17 protein-coding genes are annotated in these 17,511 nt (G+C 69.4%); all 17 read right to left on the bottom strand.

Features of this window, described 5'->3' with window-relative positions; all coding sequences use genetic code 11:
* Positions 1-77: 77 nt before the first annotated feature.
* Positions 78-1,055 (bottom strand): prolipoprotein diacylglyceryl transferase, encoded by a 978-nt coding sequence (gene lgt, locus E3N94_RS13890; RefSeq protein WP_241976772.1) that lies wholly within the window; start codon positions 1,053-1,055, stop codon positions 78-80.
* 90 nt (positions 1,056-1,145) lie between these two features.
* On the bottom strand, positions 1,146-1,982 hold the full coding sequence (gene trpA, locus E3N94_RS13895; protein ID WP_134570429.1) for a tryptophan synthase subunit alpha: 837 nt from the start codon (positions 1,980-1,982) through the stop codon (positions 1,146-1,148).
* A complete protein-coding gene (gene trpB / locus E3N94_RS13900; protein WP_104100533.1) occupies positions 1,979-3,196 on the bottom strand; it encodes a tryptophan synthase subunit beta in 1,218 nt (405 codons plus the stop codon). The genes trpA and trpB overlap by 4 nt, the downstream gene beginning before the upstream one ends.
* Positions 3,197-3,967, bottom strand: coding sequence for an indole-3-glycerol phosphate synthase TrpC (gene trpC, locus E3N94_RS13905; RefSeq protein ID WP_104194870.1), 771 nt, complete (start codon positions 3,965-3,967; stop codon positions 3,197-3,199).
* Between the two features lie 4 nt (positions 3,968-3,971).
* Entirely contained in the window at positions 3,972-4,196 is a 225-nt protein-coding gene (locus tag E3N94_RS13910; RefSeq protein ID WP_104100531.1) for a DUF6704 family protein, read from the bottom strand.
* Between the two features lie 100 nt (positions 4,197-4,296).
* Entirely contained in the window at positions 4,297-4,953 is a 657-nt protein-coding gene (locus tag E3N94_RS13915; protein WP_241987133.1) for a Trp biosynthesis-associated membrane protein, read from the bottom strand.
* A complete protein-coding gene (locus tag E3N94_RS13920) occupies positions 4,954-6,495 on the bottom strand; it encodes an anthranilate synthase component I (protein ID WP_134420595.1) in 1,542 nt (513 codons plus the stop codon).
* A gap of 2 nt (positions 6,496-6,497) precedes the next feature.
* A complete protein-coding gene (hisI, locus tag E3N94_RS13925; protein ID WP_134570430.1) occupies positions 6,498-6,917 on the bottom strand; it encodes a phosphoribosyl-AMP cyclohydrolase in 420 nt (139 codons plus the stop codon).
* A 38-nt stretch (positions 6,918-6,955) separates the two neighbouring features.
* The gene (gene hisF, locus E3N94_RS13930) at positions 6,956-7,717 is read right to left on the bottom strand and encodes an imidazole glycerol phosphate synthase subunit HisF (protein ID WP_104100527.1); all 762 of its coding nucleotides are present in this window, start codon (positions 7,715-7,717) and stop codon (positions 6,956-6,958) included.
* A gap of 51 nt (positions 7,718-7,768) precedes the next feature.
* Positions 7,769-8,608, bottom strand: coding sequence for an ATP phosphoribosyltransferase (hisG, locus tag E3N94_RS13935; protein WP_104194874.1), 840 nt, complete (start codon positions 8,606-8,608; stop codon positions 7,769-7,771).
* Positions 8,609-8,686: 78 nt separating this feature from the next.
* Positions 8,687-8,950: a phosphoribosyl-ATP diphosphatase gene (locus tag E3N94_RS13940; RefSeq protein ID WP_104100525.1), complete on the bottom strand. Its 264-nt coding sequence runs from the start codon at positions 8,948-8,950 to the stop codon at positions 8,687-8,689.
* A 12-nt stretch (positions 8,951-8,962) separates the two neighbouring features.
* Entirely contained in the window at positions 8,963-9,631 is a 669-nt protein-coding gene (gene rpe / locus E3N94_RS13945) for a ribulose-phosphate 3-epimerase (RefSeq protein ID WP_134342455.1), read from the bottom strand.
* Positions 9,632-10,450: 819 nt separating this feature from the next.
* Positions 10,451-11,899, bottom strand: a complete 1,449-nt coding sequence (locus tag E3N94_RS13955; protein ID WP_104100523.1) for a transcription antitermination factor NusB — start codon at positions 11,897-11,899, stop codon at positions 10,451-10,453.
* On the bottom strand, positions 11,896-12,813 hold the full coding sequence (fmt, locus tag E3N94_RS13960; RefSeq protein WP_104100522.1) for a methionyl-tRNA formyltransferase: 918 nt from the start codon (positions 12,811-12,813) through the stop codon (positions 11,896-11,898). The genes E3N94_RS13955 and fmt overlap by 4 nt, the downstream gene beginning before the upstream one ends.
* Complete coding sequence (locus E3N94_RS13965) at positions 12,814-14,904, bottom strand: primosomal protein N' (protein ID WP_134570431.1); 2,091 nt, start codon at positions 14,902-14,904, stop codon at positions 12,814-12,816.
* A 19-nt stretch (positions 14,905-14,923) separates the two neighbouring features.
* Positions 14,924-16,117 (bottom strand): methionine adenosyltransferase, encoded by a 1,194-nt coding sequence (gene metK / locus E3N94_RS13970; protein ID WP_134342456.1) that lies wholly within the window; start codon positions 16,115-16,117, stop codon positions 14,924-14,926.
* Positions 16,118-16,284: 167 nt separating this feature from the next.
* A complete protein-coding gene (gene coaBC / locus E3N94_RS13975; protein ID WP_134342457.1) occupies positions 16,285-17,499 on the bottom strand; it encodes a bifunctional phosphopantothenoylcysteine decarboxylase/phosphopantothenate--cysteine ligase CoaBC in 1,215 nt (404 codons plus the stop codon).
* Positions 17,500-17,511 lie beyond the last annotated feature (12 nt).

Raw genomic sequence — 17,511 nt, forward strand, 5'->3', positions numbered from 1 at the left:
CGCTCAGGTAGACATGTGCGCGGCGGCCCGTCATACCGGGTCACAAGCCGTGGAACAGGTTGGAGTCAACCTTGAGCCTAGAGGCGCGAGTTGCTGGTGCTTGTGGCTGCAACGTCGTCTGATCCGGCGAGACCGACGGCCTTATCACCGTGATCCTTGGGGTCCGAATCAAACTCATCAGATTCTACCTCAGCGTCGGGCCCCTTCCACTCGCGGCCGGGAATGTACACGCTCGCGGGCAGGCCCGTGTGGCGCTTGCTCTGCACGACGATCAGGATGATTCCCAGCAGGATGGCGGCGAAAGCGGCCCACACATTGGTGCGGAGGCCAAAGAACATCTCGCTCGGGTCGACCCGGATCGATTCGAAGAAGCTGCGGCCGAGGCCATACCAAATCAGGTAGACGCCGAAGGCCTTGCCCCAGCGGAGCGCGACCTTGCGTTCGATCGCGAGGATCAGGACGACGCCGACCACGTTCCAGACCATCTCGTAGAGGAAGGTTGGGTGAAACAACGTTTCGGGGGGAAGCCCGATCGGGAGGGCCGGGTTCGCCGCGGACACCTCGAGGCCCCAGGGCAGGTCGGTCGGCAGACCGAAGAGCTCCTCGTTGAACCAGTTGCCGAGACGGCCCATGGCCTGCGCCACGAGCATCCCCGGTGCCAGGGCGTCCGCGAAGGCCCAGAACCGGATGCCCGAGATGCGGCAGCCGATGTAAGCGCCCACGGCCCCGCCCAGGAGCGCTCCGAAGATGGCGTTGCCGCCGTTCCAAATGGCGAACACCTCGAGAGGGTTGGCACCCTCGAAGAAGTAGTCGGAGGGGTGCGTGAACACATGGTAGAAGCGCGCGCCGACGATGCCGAGCGGAACGGCCCACAGGATGATGTCCAGCACCACGCCCGGCTCTCCGCCGCGCGCAGACAGTCGGCGGCTCGTCATGACGGTGGCGGCGATGATCCCTGCCAGAATGCAGAGGGCGTAGGCGTGGATGGTGAACGGGCCGAGGGTGAACGAGCTCCATTCGGGGCTCGGGCTCGGGATGCTCAGAAGAAAAGACACCTGGGGACTACCTTTCATCGTGGCGCCGGGGAGGCCCCGTGACCGCCTCGGTCAACTTACCTTAGCTTTTGGGTGCTTCGATGGCGGGGATCAGACGGCGGGGCGCAGATCCCGGGCACTGACCGCGAGGTCACGGGTGAGGACGGCCAGGGCCGGCACTCCCCCGTCGGACAGTGCCTTGACCAGGGCGGAACCGACGATGGCGCCATCGGCGTAGGCGAGGATCTCCCGCACCTGCTCCGGGGTGGAGATGCCGAGTCCGACGCACGCGCTGGTGGACCCGACGGCGCGGAGGCGGTCGACGAGCACCCGCGCGGCGGAGTCCACGTCGCCGCGGGCGCCGGTGATTCCCATGGTGGAGGCCGCGTAGACGAAGCCGCGGCTGGCGTCCACTGCCTGACGCAGCCGGGCGTCGGACGACGACGGGGCGGCGAGGAAGACACGGTCGAGTCCGGTTCGCGTGCTGGCTCCCACCCAGGCGGCCGCGTCGTCGGGGATGAGGTCGGGCGTGATCAGCCCGGCGCCTCCCGCCGCGAGCAGGTCGTCGGCGAACCGGTCCACGCCGTACTGCATGATCGGGTTCCAGTAGGTCATGACCAGAACGGGCACGTTCACCTGGGCGGTGATCGCCGCGACGGCCTCGATCCCGTGCCGCAGCCGAAAGCCGTTGGCCAGAGCCTGCTGGGTGGCCGCCTGGATCACTGGCCCGTCCATGACGGGATCGGTGTACGGCAGGCCCAGCTCGATGACGTCGACACCGTTCTGCGCGAGTGCCACGGCCGCGTCGATGCTCTCGGTCAGGGTGGGAAACCCGACGGGCAGGTAGCCGATCAGAGCACCGCCGCCCTCGGAGCGGCGACGGGCGATTGTCGCCTCGACCGTGCTCGTCGTTCCGGTCGTGGAACCCGTACCTGTTTCCGTGCTCATGACTGTTCCGCGCCCTTGTCGAGCAGGTCGAAGTACCGACCCGCGGTTTCCATGTCCTTGTCGCCGCGTCCGCTGAGGTTTACCAGGATGGTGGCGTCAGGTCCGAGCTGCTTGCCGAGGTCCAAGGTGCCGGCGAGGGCGTGCGCCGACTCGATGGCGGGGATGATGCCCTCCGTGCGGCTGAGCAGCCGGAGGGCGCTCATCGCCTCGTCATCGGTGACCGGCAGGTAGGTGGCCCGGCCGATACTGGCGAGCCACGCATGTTCCGGGCCCACCCCCGGGTAGTCCAGACCCGCAGAGATGGAGTGCGACTCCACGGTCTGACCGTCTTCGTCCTGCAGCAGGAAGCTGCGGGCGCCGTGCAGGATGCCGGGGCGCCCCTTGGTGATCGTCGCCGCATGGCGCAGGGTCTCCGCGCCGTCACCGCCGGCCTCGTAGCCGACCAGGGCCACCTCCGGGTCGTCGAGGAACGCGTGGAAGATACCCATGGCGTTCGAACCACCGCCGACGCAGGCGGTGACCGCGTCGGGGAGGCGGCCGGTGAGGTCCAGCACCTGCTGGCGGGCCTCCTCGCCGATGATCTTCTGGAAGTCGCGCACCATGGCCGGAAACGGATGCGGCCCGGCGACGGTACCGAAGATGTAGTTGGTGGTCTCAACGTTGGTGACCCAGTCACGCATGGCGTCGTTGATGGCGTCTTTCAGGGTGCGGGACCCGGTCTTGACCGGCACGACCTCGGCGCCGAGCAGTCGCATCCGGGCCACATTCAGGGCCTGGCGCTCCGTGTCGACCTCGCCCATGTAGACGACGCAGTCGAGCCCGAACAGGGCGGCGGCCGTCGCGGCCGCCACGCCATGCTGCCCGGCGCCCGTCTCGGCGATGACGCGGGACTTGCCGATGCGCTTGGTGAGAAGAGCCTGGCCGAGCACATTGTTGATTTTGTGCGAGCCGGTGTGGTTGAGGTCTTCCCGCTTGAGGATGATGCGGGCACCGCCGGCGTGCGCGGCGAACCGGGGCACCTCGGTGATGATGGACGGGCGCCCGGTGTAGCTCCGGTGCAATTCCATCAATTCGGCCGCGAAGGCCGGGTCCTGCCGTGCCAGAGCGTACTCGTCGGTCAGCTCGTCGAGGGCAGCCACGAGGGACTCCGGCACGAACCTCCCGCCGAAGTCGCCGAAGTACGGGCCTGCTTCTGTTCTGAGGGACGTTGACATTTAAACCGCCAGGAATTCGGAGAGGGTTCGGATGGGATCGTTTGTGACGAGGGCCTCGCCGACGAGCACGATGTCGGCGCCGGCGGCGCGGTAGTGCGCCACGTCGGCGGCGGTCTTGACGGCCGATTCGGCGACGCGGACGACGCCCGAGGGGATCCGGTCCGCGAGCCTGCCGAACAGGTCCTGATCGAGTTGGAACGTGGACAGGTCGCGGGCGTTTACCCCGACGAGGCTTGCGCCAATGGCCAGGGCACGGTCGACCTCCTCGGCGCTATGGGTCTCGACCAGTGCGGTCATGCCGAGCTGGCGCACGAGGTCGTGCAGGGAGACCAGGGTGGTCTGGTCGAGTGCGGCGACGATGAGCAGAACCATGTCGGCACCTGCCGCCCTGGCCTCGAAGACCTGGTACGGCAAGCCGATGAAGTCTTTACGCAGCACCGGGATGCGCACGGCGGATCGCACTTGCTCGAGGTCTGACAGGGAGCCGAGGAACTTGCGACCTTCGGTGAGCACGCTGATCGCGCTGGCGCCGCCGAACTCGTAGGAGACGGCGAGGGCGGCAGGGTCCGAAATCTCGGCCAGGGTGCCCCGGGACGGGCTGGCGCGCTTGACCTCCGCGATGATCTTGACCTGATCGGCGGGTGCGAGCACCGCCAGGGCATCGATCGCGGGAGTTTGGTCGAGAGCGGTTGCCTCGACGATGGCGAACGGACGGGCGGCCCGACGAAGTTCAGCGTCGGCGACGGCCCCGGCTAGAAGATCAGACAGCACTCGACTAGTGGCCCAGGTGAGCCGTATCGGCTACGCCGTAACCGATTTTGGCGAGGATCCGGCCGACCAGCAGGCCAACCACCAGCAGGCCGACGGATGCCCAGACGAGCCAAGGGATCACCAGAAAGAAGGCAACGGTGCCGATCGCGACGGCGAGAAGCATGATGGTGACGGCGGTCCAGGCCGCGATCGAATGGCCTTCACCTGGGTCTACCGATTCAAAGCTCATGATTCTCCTCTTGTGCGCTGACGGACAAGTCAAGTCTAGCGGCCCCACGGTTCCCCGGCCTCCCCAGCGCACCAGGTGAAACCGGGAATCAGGTCTCGATTCACTGCGGGGTGGTGGGGTCTTCGCCGCGGCTCAGCCCGTCCCAGTCGTCGATGGCGTCACGTTCGGGTGCGGAAACGTCCGCGGCGTCGGAATCGCCGGCATCCGTCGCCTCGGCCGACTCGGCCGACTCGGCCGCTTCGAATCGCACGGCCTGGTAGCGGGACGTCGGTCCGGGCCAACGCCGGGACGTGACGAGCACCCCGACCCCGGCGCCGCCCATGACCACGCCGGCGAGCAGCGCGATGAACGGCCACGGGGTCACGGCCGCCGAGGCGACGGTGTCGACGACCGAGTCTGCGCCGGAGATTCCGGTGGCATCGGTGACCGCGCCGGCACTGGCCGCCGCCGGATCGGTGACGGCCAAAATAGCCGAAAGGCACACGGAGAAGCCGAGCAGAACCTGAAGCAGGCCGAGGACCACCCGGATGCCGGGACCGGCGATGCTCAGGGCACCGGCGAGGGCCAGTCCGGCGAGGGCAAGGGCTGTCACCCCGGGGGCGGCCGTGGAGCCGGACACCTCGAGGCTGTGCACAGCCGAGCCGGACTGCTCCACGATGACGTTCACCCAGACCTGGGTCCAGGCCAGCAGGGCCAGACCGCTGGCCGCCAGCATCACGAGGATGTGCCCGAGCTTGAGGCGCCGTGCGGATGCCACCTAGCGCACCCGCTTCATGGCGTTCGCGACCGCGACTGCGCGAAGGGGCGCCGCGGCCTTGTTCTGCGACTCCTGGTATTCCGACGCCGGGTCGGAGTCCGCGACGAGGCCGCCGCCGGCCTGCACGCGGGCGACGCCATTCATGATCGTTGCGGTCCGAATGGCTATGGCCAGGTCCGCGTCCCCGGCGAACCCGAAGTAGCCGACCACCCCCCCGTACACGCCGCGCTGCGCGGGCTCGAGCGCGTCGATGATCTCGAGGGCGCGCGGTTTCGGGGCCCCGGAGAGAGTGCCGGCCGGGAACGTGGCGCGGAAGACGTCGATCGCGGACCGGCCCGGCAGCAGGTTCCCCTCCACCGAGGAGACGAGGTGCATGATGTGGCTGAACCGCTCGATGCGCATGAACTCGGTCACCTCGACCGAGCCGGGTGCACACACCTTGAGCAGGTCGTTGCGGGCCAGGTCCACGAGCATCAGATGCTCGGCGCGTTCCTTGGCGTCGCCCGCGAGCTCGGCTTCGAAGTCGGCGTCGGCCTCCGGGGTCGTGCCGCGCGGCTTCGAGCCCGCGATCGGATGCGTGAACACGCGGTCGTTCTGCACCTTCACCAAGGCCTCCGGGGAGGAGCCCACGATCCAGTAAGTCTCCTTCTCCGGCGATTCCAGGCTCAGCAGGTACATGTAGGGCGACGGGTTGAGGCTGCGCAGCACCCGGTAGACGTCGATGGGGTCCGCCGTGCACTCCTGGTCGAACCGCTGGGAGACGACCACCTGGAACACGTCACCGTCGACGATGTGCTCCTTGGCGACGTCGACAGCGGCGAGGAAGTCCTCACGTCGGGTGCGGTTCGTCGGGGAGGCGGGCGTGGCGAGGTCGACCTCTGCGAGCCAGGTCTCGGAGGGCTCGGCCAGGCGAGACTGCAGGGCGTCGAGCCGGTCCTGGGCGGCGGCCCAGAGGGCATCCGGTTCGTCGTGGCCGTCGTTGAGAACGTTGGCAATGAGCTGCACGGTGCCGAATTTGTGGTCGATCACGACGAGGTCGGCCACGAAGCTGAAGGCCTGGCCCGGCACGTCGTAGTCCGCCGGCGGGCGATTCGGCAGGCGCTCGATCTGGCGGATCGCCTCCCAGCCGATGAATCCGACGAGGCCGCCGGTCAGGGGTGGGTGGCCGGGCATCCGCGGGGTTTCCCAGCGTTCGTGGAGGGCCGCGAGAGCCGCCAGCGGGCCGAGGCCGGTGGCGTCGCCGAGGGCGCGCTCAGCCGAGAGGCCGTAGTCGAGCCAGCGGGTCTCGTCGCCCTGCTGGGTGAGCACGCCGAACGAGGACACGCCCACGAACGAGAACCGCGACCAAATGCCGCCCTGCTCGGCGGACTCGAGCAGAAAGCTACCGGGCTGGCCGGCAGCGAGCTTGCGGTAGATGCCCACCGGGGTTTCGCCGTCGGCGAAGAGTTCGCGCACCACGGGGAACACCCGGTGGTCGTCGATCTGGAGCGCGAACTGCCCGGCGGTGGTCGTCGGGGCTGGGCCGGAGCTGTTCGGTGCCATGGTCAGTCCTTCGGTTTTTGGGTGGTTGCCCGGTCTGCTGCCACGTCGGGTGCCGCGGGGCGGGCGCCGGTCACGACCTCGATGCCGCGCCCGTCGAAACAGGTGCGGGAGCCGGTGTGGCAGGCTGCTGCGACCTGGTCCGCCTGCACCAGGAGGGTGTCCGCGTCACAGTCGAGCGCGGCGGACTTCACATACTGGCCGTGGCCGGAGATGTCGCCCTTGCGCCAGAATTCCTGGCGACTGCGCGACCAAAACGTCACGCGCCCCTCGGTGAGCGTGCGGCGCAGCGCTTCCTGGTTCATCCAGCCGAGCATGAGCACCTCACCGGTGTCCCACTGCTGGATCACCGCCGGCAGCAGGCCGTCGGAGTTGAAGACGGCCCTGGCCAGGGCGTCGTCGAGGGTGGAGAGTACATCGGTCATTTACGGAGCCGTTTCGGGTCGGGTAAGGCACAGCATCATCAGCGCACGGGCATTCCGGCGTGCCGGAGCTCCGCCTTGATGTCGCCGACGGTCAGCTGGCCGCTGTGGAACACGGATGCCGCGAGCACGGCATCCGCCCCCGCCGCGATGGCCGGGGGAAAATCCTCGACCCGGCCGGCGCCGCCGGAGGCGATCACCGGAACGGTGCTCAGGGCGCGCATCAGCGTGATGAGTTCGACGTCGAAGCCCGCCTTCGTGCCGTCGGCGTCGATGGAGTTGACGAGCAGCTCGCCGACCCCCAGCCCGACGGCCGTCTGCGCCCAGGCGAGAGCGTCCAGGTCGGTTTCGGTGCGGCCACCGTGGGTGGTGACGACGAAGCCGGACTCGGTGCGCCCGCTACGCTTCACATCAAGCGAGAGCACGAGTACCTGGGAGCCGAACCGGTCGGCGATCTCGCCGATCAGGGCGGGCCGCTTGATGGCGGCGCTGTTGACTCCGACCTTGTCGGCACCACTGGCCTGCAGCCGGGACACGTCCTCGACCGTGCGGATGCCGCCGCCCACCGTAAGCGGGATGAAGACCTGCTCTGCGGTGGCGCGCACGACGTCATAGGTGGTGGCACGGTTGTCCACCGTGGCGGTCACATCGAGGAAGGTGAGTTCGTCGGCTCCCTGCTCGTAGTACCGGCGGGCGAGTTCGACCGGATCGCCCGCGTCTCGCAGATTCTGAAAGTTCACGCCCTTGACCACGCGGCCGTCGGCCACGTCGAGGCAGGGTATGACCCGCACCGAAAGACTCACGATTGTGCCTCCATTGTGTGTCGCCGCATCTGGGTACCGCCGGTCAGCCCGTTACAAGCGGGCGTTGTGAATGGAGCTGATCAGGATGGCGCGCGCCCCGAGCTCGTAGAGGGCGTCCATGACATGGTTCGTGTTCAGGCGCGGGATCATCACACGCACGGCAACCCATTCCGGGTCGTGCAGGGACGATACGGTGGGCGACTCGATGCCGGGCGCCAGCAGGCAGGCGTCGTCGAGGAGCGTCTGCGGGATGTCGTAGTCCATCAGCACGTACTGGCGGGCCACGAGCACGCCCTGCAAGCGGCGCAGGAGGGTCGCGATGCCGGGCTTGTCGTTCTCGGAGCTGATCAGCACGGCCGTGGACTGCAGGATGACCGGGCCGAAGATCTCGAGGCCGGCCTTGCGCAGCGTGGAGCCGGTGGAGACGACGTCGGCGACGGCATCCGCCACGCCGAGCTGAACGGCGGACTCGACCGCGCCGTCGAGGGTGACCAGTGTCACGCTGACGTCGTGCTCGGCGAGGAAGGCCTCGACCAGTCCGGGGTAGCTGGTGGCGACGCGATGGCCGGACAGGTCGGCCAGGTCGGTGAAGCGGCCTGCGGGGCCGGCGAAGCGGAAGGTGGAGTCGCCGAAGTCGAGGCTGGCGATCTCCTGGGCGGTGGAGCCCGAGTCGAGCAGCAGGTCGCGCCCGGTGATTCCCACGTCGAGGGCTCCGGAGCCCACATAGGTGGCGATGTCGCGGGGACGCAAGTAGAAGAACTCCACGTCGTTGCGGGGGTCGGCGACGACGAGGTCGCGCGGGTCGCGGCGGCCGGTGTAGCCGGCCTCGAACAGCATCTGCGCGGCGGTTTCGGACAACGAGCCCTTATTGGGCACGGCAATTCTCAGCATTTGGGCACTCTCTGCGTCTTCAGGTTCTGGCGAACAGGTCTCACGGGGTCAACCGGGTGGAGTCTCTCTGATGACGCGTCACAGATGGCGGTACAGGTCGGCGGGGGTCAGCCCCTTCGCCAGCATCATCACCTGTACGTGGTACAGCAGCTGGCTCATCTCGGCGGCGGTTTCGTCGTCGCTCTGGAACTCGGCGGCCATCCAGACCTCGGCGGCTTCTTCGACGATCTTCTTGCCGATGGCATGTACGCCGGCGTCGAGTTCGCGCACGGTCCCCGAACCGTCGGGGCGGGTCCGTGCCTTGTCGCTCAGTTCAGCGAACAGGTCGTCAAAAGTCTTCACCTGACTAGGGTACTAGTGCGCGTGCTGGTGTTCGGTCGCGGCGGCGCGCAACAGGGCGATCTGCTTCGCCGGGTCCGCGGCGTTGAACACGCTGGAGCCGGCGACGAACGTGTTCGCCCCGGCCTCGGCGGCGATGACGATGGTGTCCTCGGTGATGCCGCCGTCGACCTGCAGCCAGACGTCCAGGCCGGACTTCTTCACGGCCTCCGACAGGGTGCGGAGCTTGCGCATAGTGGAGGGCATGAAGCTCTGCCCCCCGAAGCCGGGTTCGACGGTCATCACGAGCACCTGGTCGAATTCGGGCAGAAGCTCGAGGTAGGGCTCGATGGCCGTGCCGGGCTTGAGGGCGATGCCGGCCCGGGCGCCGATCGAGCGCAGCTTGCGGGCCAGGCCGACCGGGTTGGTCGTGGCCTCCGCGTGGAAGGTGACCGAGAACGCGCCGGCTTCGGCGTAGCCGAGCGCCCAACGCTCCGGGTTCTCGATCATCAGGTGCAGGTCGAAGGGCAGCGGGGAGACCTGGGCGAGGCGGTCGACGACGGGCGGTCCGAACGTCAGATTCGGTACAAAATGGTTGTCCATGATGTCGACGTGCACCAGGTCGGCGGTGCGGATGCGCCCCAGGTCCCGTTCGAGATTGGCGAAGTCGGCGGCGAGGATGCTGGGGTTAATCCGGGTGACCATGCTTTCACCCTACTGCGGCGAGCCCCGGCGGCTCGAAAGTCCCCTGCCGGTCGAGCCCAAGGCCCTGGAGCGATCCCGTCCCGAACGAATTCGACGGAGATTTTGCCGAAATGGGCCTAGAACCTTTCAAAAAAGTAGTTTTCAACCAGAATCTCCGTCGAATTCGTTCGGGCTGCGACGGAGAAGGATGCGAGTGCCTGGACCTCACAAGCCCTGCCGCAGATCCGGCGCGCGTTGTGGCTTACGCAGGAGATCCGTCCGGCTACACCGGCATCCGAACTGGTCCCGTACTCGTTCGCGGCGGCTGGGCAGCCCGGACGACGGATGTCCTGAGTTGGCCACGCGACGCGCGGGCGCGGCCGGGGCGACGCCGGCCCGCCCGCATGCCGGCTGGCCGAGGCAGAGCCGCAGCCGCAGGAACGACGCATCCACCGGTTGCCGTCGGGCGGGCCGGACACTCGCCCCGCCCGCGCCAGAACCGCTGCGCATTCGTGAGTGTCGTGGTCAACTCAGGAGATCCCACCGGCCGGATTGGATATCTACCCCGGTGCCGCACTGACTCGCGGCACCGGTGAACGCGCGGGACGGATGTCCTGCCTTAGCCACACGCGCGGGCTCGGCCGGGTCATGCTCACGGAAGAACCAGGGGAGCCAGAATCTCCGTCAGATTGGGTCGAGGCCGGGGCCCGAATGCGCAGGGCCCGAATGCGCCGGGTCCGGGTGCGCGGGGTCCGGGTGCGCGGGGCCCGGGTGCGCAGGGTCCGGGTGCGCGGGGTCCGGGTGCGCGGGGCCCGGGTGCGCGGGGTCCGGGTGCGCGGGCTACTCCATGCGCTCGAGCAGGGTGATGAACATAGCGTCAGTGCCGTGCCTATGCGGCCACAGTTGCACGCTGCCCCCGTCGCCGGGCAGGTCGAGCTCGGAGCTGCTCAGCCCCTGCAGCACGGATGCCGTGTCGAGAGTGCGCACACGGCCCTCCCATCTCTTGAGCGCGGTAGCCACGATCCCGCGGGTCTCCGCGATGTGCGGTGAGCAGGTGACGTAGGCCAGCACCCCGCCCGGCTTGAGCGCGCCAAGGGCCGCGTGGATCAGCCCGGACTGCAGATCGGAGAGCTCGGCGACGTCCTTGGGCTGCTTGCGCCAGCGGGCCTCCGGGCGCCGACGTAGCGCGCCGAGCCCGGTGCAGGGAGCATCCAGCAGGATCCGGTCGAACTCCTTCGGATGATCGTCTCCGAACCGGGTGCCGTCCTCCTCCCAGACAGGCACCTCTCCGGGCACGGCGGCCAGCGCCTTACGCACGAGGGCGGCCCGGGCCGGGACGAGCTCGTTGGCGACGAGGCTGGCCCCGCCGGCCAGCGCCTCGGAGGCAAGCAGGGAGGCCTTGCCGCCGGGGCCCGCGCACAGGTCGAGCCAACGCTCCCCCGGCGCCACCGGGCGGGCCCGACTGAGCGTGAGGGCCGCCAACTGGGATCCCTCGTCCTGCACTCGAAGGCGTCCGCCGCTGTCCTGCATCAGGTGCACGGGGTCGCCGCCGGCCAGCACAAAACCGATGGGCGAGAAGTCGTTGGCAACGCCGAGACCGTCGGTGTCTTCGGTGTTGCTGAGGCCGGGCAGAATGACCATGTTCACCTTGGGCGCGGCATTGTCGGCCGACAGCAGCTCCTCGAGCTCGGTCTCTCGGCCCTCGAGGCGCAGCGACTGCCGGAACGCCCGCACCACCCAGATCGGGTGTGAGTGCTCCGCGGCAAGGCGGTCATCATCACTGGTGGCTTCGGTGAGCACGCGTTCGCGCCACTCGTCGGCGCTGGAGCGGGAGATGGTGCGCAGCACCCCGTTGGTGAAACCGGTGGTGGCGCGGGAGCCCACCTGACGGGCGAGTTCGACGGACTCGTTCACGGCGGCGTGGGTGGCCACCCGGGTGGCGAGCAACTGGTGCGCACCGAGACGTAGCACGTCCAGGATGGCCGGGTCGATCACGGTGACGGGCCGACCGGCCGCGTCGGCGATCACCCGGTCGTAGAAGCCCTGCATACGCAGGGTGCCGTAGGTCAGCTCGGTGGCCAATGCGGCATCCGCGGTGCTGAGCGCCGCCCGCTTGATGCGGCTGGGCAGCAGCAGGTTCGCGTAGGCGTCTGATTCCCGCACGGCGGCGATGACCTCGTAGGCCACCCGCCGGGCCGGCTGCACGAAGTCGGTCTGCGGGCGCTCCAGGCCGCGGCCGCCCTGAGCACGGACGTCGTTCTTTCGCCCCTGGCGACGGTCGTCGCTCATGAGGCGACAACCTCCGTCCAATTCACTCCGCGCCACCAGTCGATTGCCTTCATCTGTGTCTTTCCGGCCGGTTGCACGGTGACCAGCTCGAGCGGCTCGGTCCCCGTTCCAATCAGCACTTTCTTGTCGATCTCACGGATCAGGCCGGCCGGTTGCGGCTCGGATCCCTGGGTCAGGGCAACGCCCTGGAGTTTGAGGCGGGCGTCGCCGAGCACCGTGAACGCGCCCGGCTCCGGGGTGACCCCGCGCACCCGGTTGCGCACCGAGACGGCCGGTTCGGACCAGTCGATACGGGCATCCGCAAGAGTCAGCTTGGGGGCCAGGGTGACCGGACCGGACTGCGGGGTCGCCTGGACGCCGCCGGCTTCGAGGGCGTCGATCACCTGCAGCAGCAGACGCGCGCCGCTGTCGCTGAGCGCCCGCAACAGGCTGCCCGCGGTGTCGTCCTCGACGATCGCCCGCGTCAGTTGCGCGAACACGGCGCCCGCGTCGAGTTCCGGAACCAGCTGGAATACGGCGGCACCAGTCTGCTCGTCGCCGGCCATGAGTGCGCGCTGCACGGGAGCGGCACCGCGCCAGCGCGGGAGCAGGGAGAAGTGCAGGTTGATCCAGCCGAGCCGGGGCACCGACAGGAGCGGTTCACGCACGAGCCCGCCGTAGGCGACGATGACGCCGAGGTCGGGTCGCAGTGCGGCGATCTCCACGGTCGCGGCCTCGTCGAGGCGATTGGCCTTGATCACGTGCAGCCCGTTCTCGACGGCGGCTCGCGCGAGCGGCGAGGGGGTGAGCACGCGTTTGCGGCCGAACGGGGCATCCGCCCGGGTGATCACGGCCGCGAGGTCGTGGTGGGACTGAGCCAGGGCGCCCAGGCTGGGCACGGCCGCCTGCGGCGTGCCGGCGAAGACGAGTTTCATTTAGAGCAGCTCCGGGTCGTCGAATCGTACTTTGAGTGTAGGCGCGGGGCGGAAGGCCGCCCCCTTCGGGCGCCGGCGGCGGGCGGCATTGCGCACGACCGCGGCCTTGAGCGCACGGGCCACGGCGTCACCGCTGGCGTAGGGCAGCCGCACGATCGCACGCACCAGGGGGTCCTCCGTGGTGACCGGGCCGAGTACATCGACGCCGTCCATCCCGGCCAGCTCTGCCAGGGCCAGGGCGACGTCGGCGTCGGTGCCGGTGACGGATGCAGCACGCACCGCGGGCGGGAATCGCAGTTGGCGGCGATCGGCCAGTTCCGACGCGGCGAGCATCTCGGGCTGCCAGGAGTTCAGCGCCCGGGCGACGAGCCCGCCCACGCCGACCAGGACCACAGCGGCACCCGGGGCCGCCAGGGATGCGGCGTTGGACCACCAGCGCAGGCAGTCCTCCCCGACCCGCAGGGATTCCCGGGCGAGCATCCGTTCGCCGTCGAGCAGCAGGATGGCTCGGTATCCACCCGTCGGGATGGGCTCCGCGCCGCGGGTGGCGATCACCAGGGCCGGGGCGTCGCCGAGGTGCTGCAGCGGATGGTCGCCGTCGGCGACGATAATGCGCGCGCCGGGGAACGCCCGGCCGAGTTCTTCGGCGGTTCGCCCGGTGCCGAGGGTGACGACCCGCAGGGCGCGCCCCTCGCAGTGCGTGCAGCTCCAGTTGGCGGCCAGCGCCCCGCACCAGCGACACGACGGGGTGGAGTCCTTGGAGGCCAAAGCGAGCGGCCCCTGACAGGTGGTGCAGCGGGCGGCCTTCTTGCAACTCTGGCAGGCGAGCATCGGGGCGTAGCCGGGGCTGGCCACCTGCACCAGCACGGGGCCCTGGGCCAGCGCCTCCTTGGCGGCCCGCCACGCGGCCGTCGGGATGCGCGCGGCGCGGGCCTGCTGGTCGGGCTCGGACTGGAAGTCGGTAGGGATGATCCGCGGATGCCGGTTCTGCGCGGGGTGCACCGCAGTGAGCCAGCCCAGCTCGACCAGGCGCTGCACCTCGACGGTGCGGGTATGGCCGAGGAAGACGAGGGCGCAGCCGGACTGGCCCTGGCGCACGAGCGCGGCGTCGCGGGAGTGCGCGTAGGGGCTGAGCGGTTCGCCGTGCAGCGGGTCGCCGTCGTCGAAGAGCGCGATCAGACCGAGGTCGTGGGCCGGCGCGTAGACGGCCGACCGATTGCCGAGCACGATCCGGGGTTCCGGGGCAAGGGCGGCCAGGAAGGCCCGATAGCGCTCCGGGTTGGGCTGGCGTGCATCGACGCGGCTGACCGAGTCGGCCGGGGCCAGCAGGTCGAGGGCGGCCTGAAGCTGGTCTTGGTCGCGGTAGTCCGGCACGATGAGGATGGCGCTCCGCCCGGCGGCCAGGCCGGCCACCGCGAGCTCGGCCAGGGTGATCGCCCACTTCCCGATGGTCTGCCCGTCCGGCAGCCGTTGCAGCTCGGGCACCGCGGCCACGCAGAGGCGCGCCCCCGTGGCGACGGCCGTGTCGAGGATGCCGGCCGGGTAATCGGCACAGGCCGGTCCGGCGGGGGTGGCGGGGTCGGCCACATCGCCAGGCTCGGCCACGGTGGCAACACCGGCCGTCCCGTCGGCCGGGGCGGAAGCATCCGCTGTTCGCGCCGCCAGCCAGGCCTTCTCCACCCGGACCTGGCGCGGGGGCACGGCGAGACGGATGATGTCGCTCGCGTTCCCCGAGGCCCGGTCGGCGACCCGACGGGCGAGCTCCCAGACCTCGGGGGTGAGCACCTGGGCGGCGGAGACCACGCTCTCGAGCGGGCTGAGCGCGCCCCGGAATTCGGTGCCAGCCTCGAGACCCGGCAGCGCCTCCGGGCCTGCGGCCGGTCCGACCGCACCGCGCCCCTCGGCCGCACCCAGCACCTCGATCAGGTATCCGTCGGCGACGCGACCGGCCGAGCGCAGCGGCACCCGCACGCGCACGCCGGGCCGGGCGATGCCGGCGAGCTCATCGGGAATGCTGTAATCGAACAGGTGGTCGAGCTGCGGCAGCGGCGAGTCGATGAGCACCCGGGCCACGAGGCCGGAGCGGGTCATCGGCGCCGCGCCTGCCCGGTCACAGTCCGGCAGCGCTTCTCAGCTCGTCGACCCGGTCGAGGCGCTCCCAGGTGAAGTCGGGAAGCTCGCGGCCGAAGTGGCCGTAGACGGCGGTCTGCGCGTAGATCGGGCGCAGCAGGTCAAGGGAATGGATGATCGCGGCCGGGCGCAGGTCGAAGACCGCGCGGATCGCCGCGGTGATGTCCCGGTCGGCCATCACCCCGGTGCCGAAGGTCTCCACGTAAAGTCCGACGGGCGAGGCCTTGCCGATGGCGTAGGCCACCTGAATCTCGAGACGGTCAGCCAGCCCGGCGGCCACGGCGTTCTTGGCCACCCAGCGCATCGCGTACGCTGCGGAGCGGTCGACCTTCGACGGGTCCTTGCCGCTGAACGCACCCCCGCCGTGCCGGCTGGAACCGCCGTAGGTGTCGATGATGATCTTGCGCCCGGTGAGGCCGGCGTCGCCCTGAGGGCCGCCGATCTCGAACCGCCCGGTCGGGTTGATCAGCGTATTCAGTTCAGACGAGTCCAGTTCCACGCGGTCGAGCACCGGGCGGATGACGAGTTCCTCGACCTCCGCACGCAGCCGCTCGTTGGACACCTTCGGCGAGTGCTGGGTCGACAGCACGACGGTCTCGACCGAGCGCGGCGTGATGCCGTCGTAGCCGATGGTGACCTGGGTCTTGCCGTCGGGCCGAAGGTAGTCGAGTTCGCCGGACTTGCGCACCTCGGCGAGGCGTTCGGCGAGGCGGTGTGCGATCCAGATCGGGATCGGCATCAGCTGGGGGGTCTCCCGGGTGGCGTATCCGAACATGATGCCCTGGTCGCCGGCCCCTTGGCGGTCGAAGTCCTCGACACTGGACTCTTCCCGACGCTCGAAGGCGTTGTCCACGCCCTGCGCGATGTCGGGCGACTGGCCGCCGATGGAGATCTCCACGCCGCAGGAGCGGCCGTCGAACCAGACGTCCGAAGAGTCGTAGCCGATATCGGTGATGCACTTGCGCACGATTGAGGGGATCTCGACGTAGGCCTCGGTGCTGACCTCGCCGGCGACGTGTACGAGCCCGGTGGTGACGAGGGTCTCGACGGCGACCCGGCTGTGCGGGTCTTCCGTCAGGAGCGCATCCAGAATGCTGTCGGAGATCTGGTCGCAGATCTTGTCGGGGTGACCTTCGGTTACCGACTCCGAAGTGAAAAGGCGTAGATCGCGCATCTTGCCCGTCTCTGTTGCAGAACAACGTGTAGAAGAAATGAACGTGAAAAATTCTCCGCTGAGACCGGGCCGAGCCGACCGGGCACCCGGTCGTGCCGGTCGGGAAGCGCCGGAGACCCTGCCCTTGCCGGCGACGGCAACCCAGGTGACCGGATGCCCGAGCGGTCTCAGCCGATTAGGTCAAGGATGCGCCCGGCCACCGACATTTTGGTTCCGGAGACCTCACACACTATATCTCCGTCGTGATCGAGCACCGTGATCGCGTTACGGTCCGAGGCGAAACCCTCCGCCCAGCCCACGCGGTTGACCACCAGGAAGTCGCAGCCCTTGCGCGCCATTTTCTCGCGGCCGAGTACAAGCAGGCGAACCGGATCCGGCTCCGTCTCCGCGGCGAACCCGATCAGTACCTGGCCCGTGCGCTTCGTCCGGGCGAGCCCGGCGAGGATATCGGGATTGCGGGTCAGTTCGAGCAGCAGGGTGTCGCCGGTCTCGTCTTTCTTGATCTTGCCGGCGCTCACCTGCACCGGCCGGTAGTCGGCGACCGCGGCCGCCATGATCACGGCGTCGGCCCCGGCGGCGGCATCCGTGACGGCCGCCTCGAGCTCGAGCGCGGTGCCCACGAGCCGCAGTTCCACCGCTGTTGGTGCGGCAACCTCGAGATTCGCGGCGATCAGGGTCACGGACGCACCCCGAGCCAGGGCGGCCTGCGCCAGGGCGACCCCCTGCTTACCGCTGGAACGGTTGCCGAGGAAGCGCACGGGGTCGAGGGGCTCGCGAGTGCCGCCAGCGGTGATCACGACGTGCTTGCCGACCAGGTCGGCCCCTGGCCCATCGGTGCGGTCGGCCAAGGCAAGGGCGGCGAGGGCCGCGGCGACGATGGTGTCGGGCTCTTCCATCCGGCCGGCTCCGGCGTCGGCGCCGGTGAGCTGGCCGACCCCAGGCCCGACGACGATGACGCCGCGGGCGCGGAGGGTGGCCACATTGGCGACCGTAGCCGCGTTGTTCCACATCTCCGTGTGCATCGCCGGGGCGATCACGAGCGGGGCGGTGCTGGCCAGGATGGTGTTGCCGAGCAGGTCGTCGGCGAGGCCGGTGGCGAGCTTCGCGATGGTGTTCGCGGTGGCCGGGGCCACGACGATCAGGTCGGCGGATTGGCCGATGGCCACGTGCCGCACCTCGGCGACGCCCTCATAGAGATCCATGTGCACGGGGTTGCGGGAGATAGCCTCGAGGGTGGGCTTGCCGACGAATCGCAGCGCCGCCGGCGTCGCCACGACGTGCACGCAGTCCCCCCGCAACACGAAAGCGCGCACGACGTTCACGGCCTTGTAGGCAGCAATGCCGCCGGTTATCCCGACGACGATCGTGCGACCTGACGACATCCTGCGCGCTTG

Origin of the sequence: Cryobacterium sp. Sr3, from assembly GCF_004402835.1 — a bacterium.
Taxonomy (GTDB): domain Bacteria; phylum Actinomycetota; class Actinomycetes; order Actinomycetales; family Microbacteriaceae; genus Cryobacterium; species Cryobacterium sandaracinum.

Excerpts from the sequence above, each read along its gene's own strand:
- trpA (WP_134570429.1), bottom strand. The coding sequence starts at position 1,982 with ATGAGCACGGAAACAGGTACGGGTTCCACGACCGGAACGACGAGCACG.
- trpB (WP_104100533.1), bottom strand. The coding sequence starts at position 3,196 with ATGTCAACGTCCCTCAGAACAGAAGCAGGCCCGTACTTCGGCGACTTC.
- E3N94_RS13910 (WP_104100531.1), bottom strand. The coding sequence starts at position 4,196 with ATGAGCTTTGAATCGGTAGACCCAGGTGAAGGCCATTCGATCGCGGCC.
- E3N94_RS13920 (WP_134420595.1), bottom strand. The coding sequence starts at position 6,495 with ATGGCACCGAACAGCTCCGGCCCAGCCCCGACGACCACCGCCGGGCAG.
- hisI (WP_134570430.1), bottom strand. The coding sequence starts at position 6,917 with ATGACCGATGTACTCTCCACCCTCGACGACGCCCTGGCCAGGGCCGTC.
- hisG (WP_104194874.1), bottom strand. The coding sequence starts at position 8,608 with ATGCTGAGAATTGCCGTGCCCAATAAGGGCTCGTTGTCCGAAACCGCC.
- rpe (WP_134342455.1), bottom strand. The coding sequence starts at position 9,631 with ATGGTCACCCGGATTAACCCCAGCATCCTCGCCGCCGACTTCGCCAAT.
- E3N94_RS13955 (WP_104100523.1), bottom strand. The coding sequence starts at position 11,899 with ATGAGCGACGACCGTCGCCAGGGGCGAAAGAACGACGTCCGTGCTCAG.
- fmt (WP_104100522.1), bottom strand. The coding sequence starts at position 12,813 with ATGAAACTCGTCTTCGCCGGCACGCCGCAGGCGGCCGTGCCCAGCCTG.
- E3N94_RS13965 (WP_134570431.1), bottom strand. The coding sequence starts at position 14,904 with ATGACCCGCTCCGGCCTCGTGGCCCGGGTGCTCATCGACTCGCCGCTG.
- metK (WP_134342456.1), bottom strand. The coding sequence starts at position 16,117 with ATGCGCGATCTACGCCTTTTCACTTCGGAGTCGGTAACCGAAGGTCAC.
- coaBC (WP_134342457.1), bottom strand. The coding sequence starts at position 17,499 with ATGTCGTCAGGTCGCACGATCGTCGTCGGGATAACCGGCGGCATTGCT.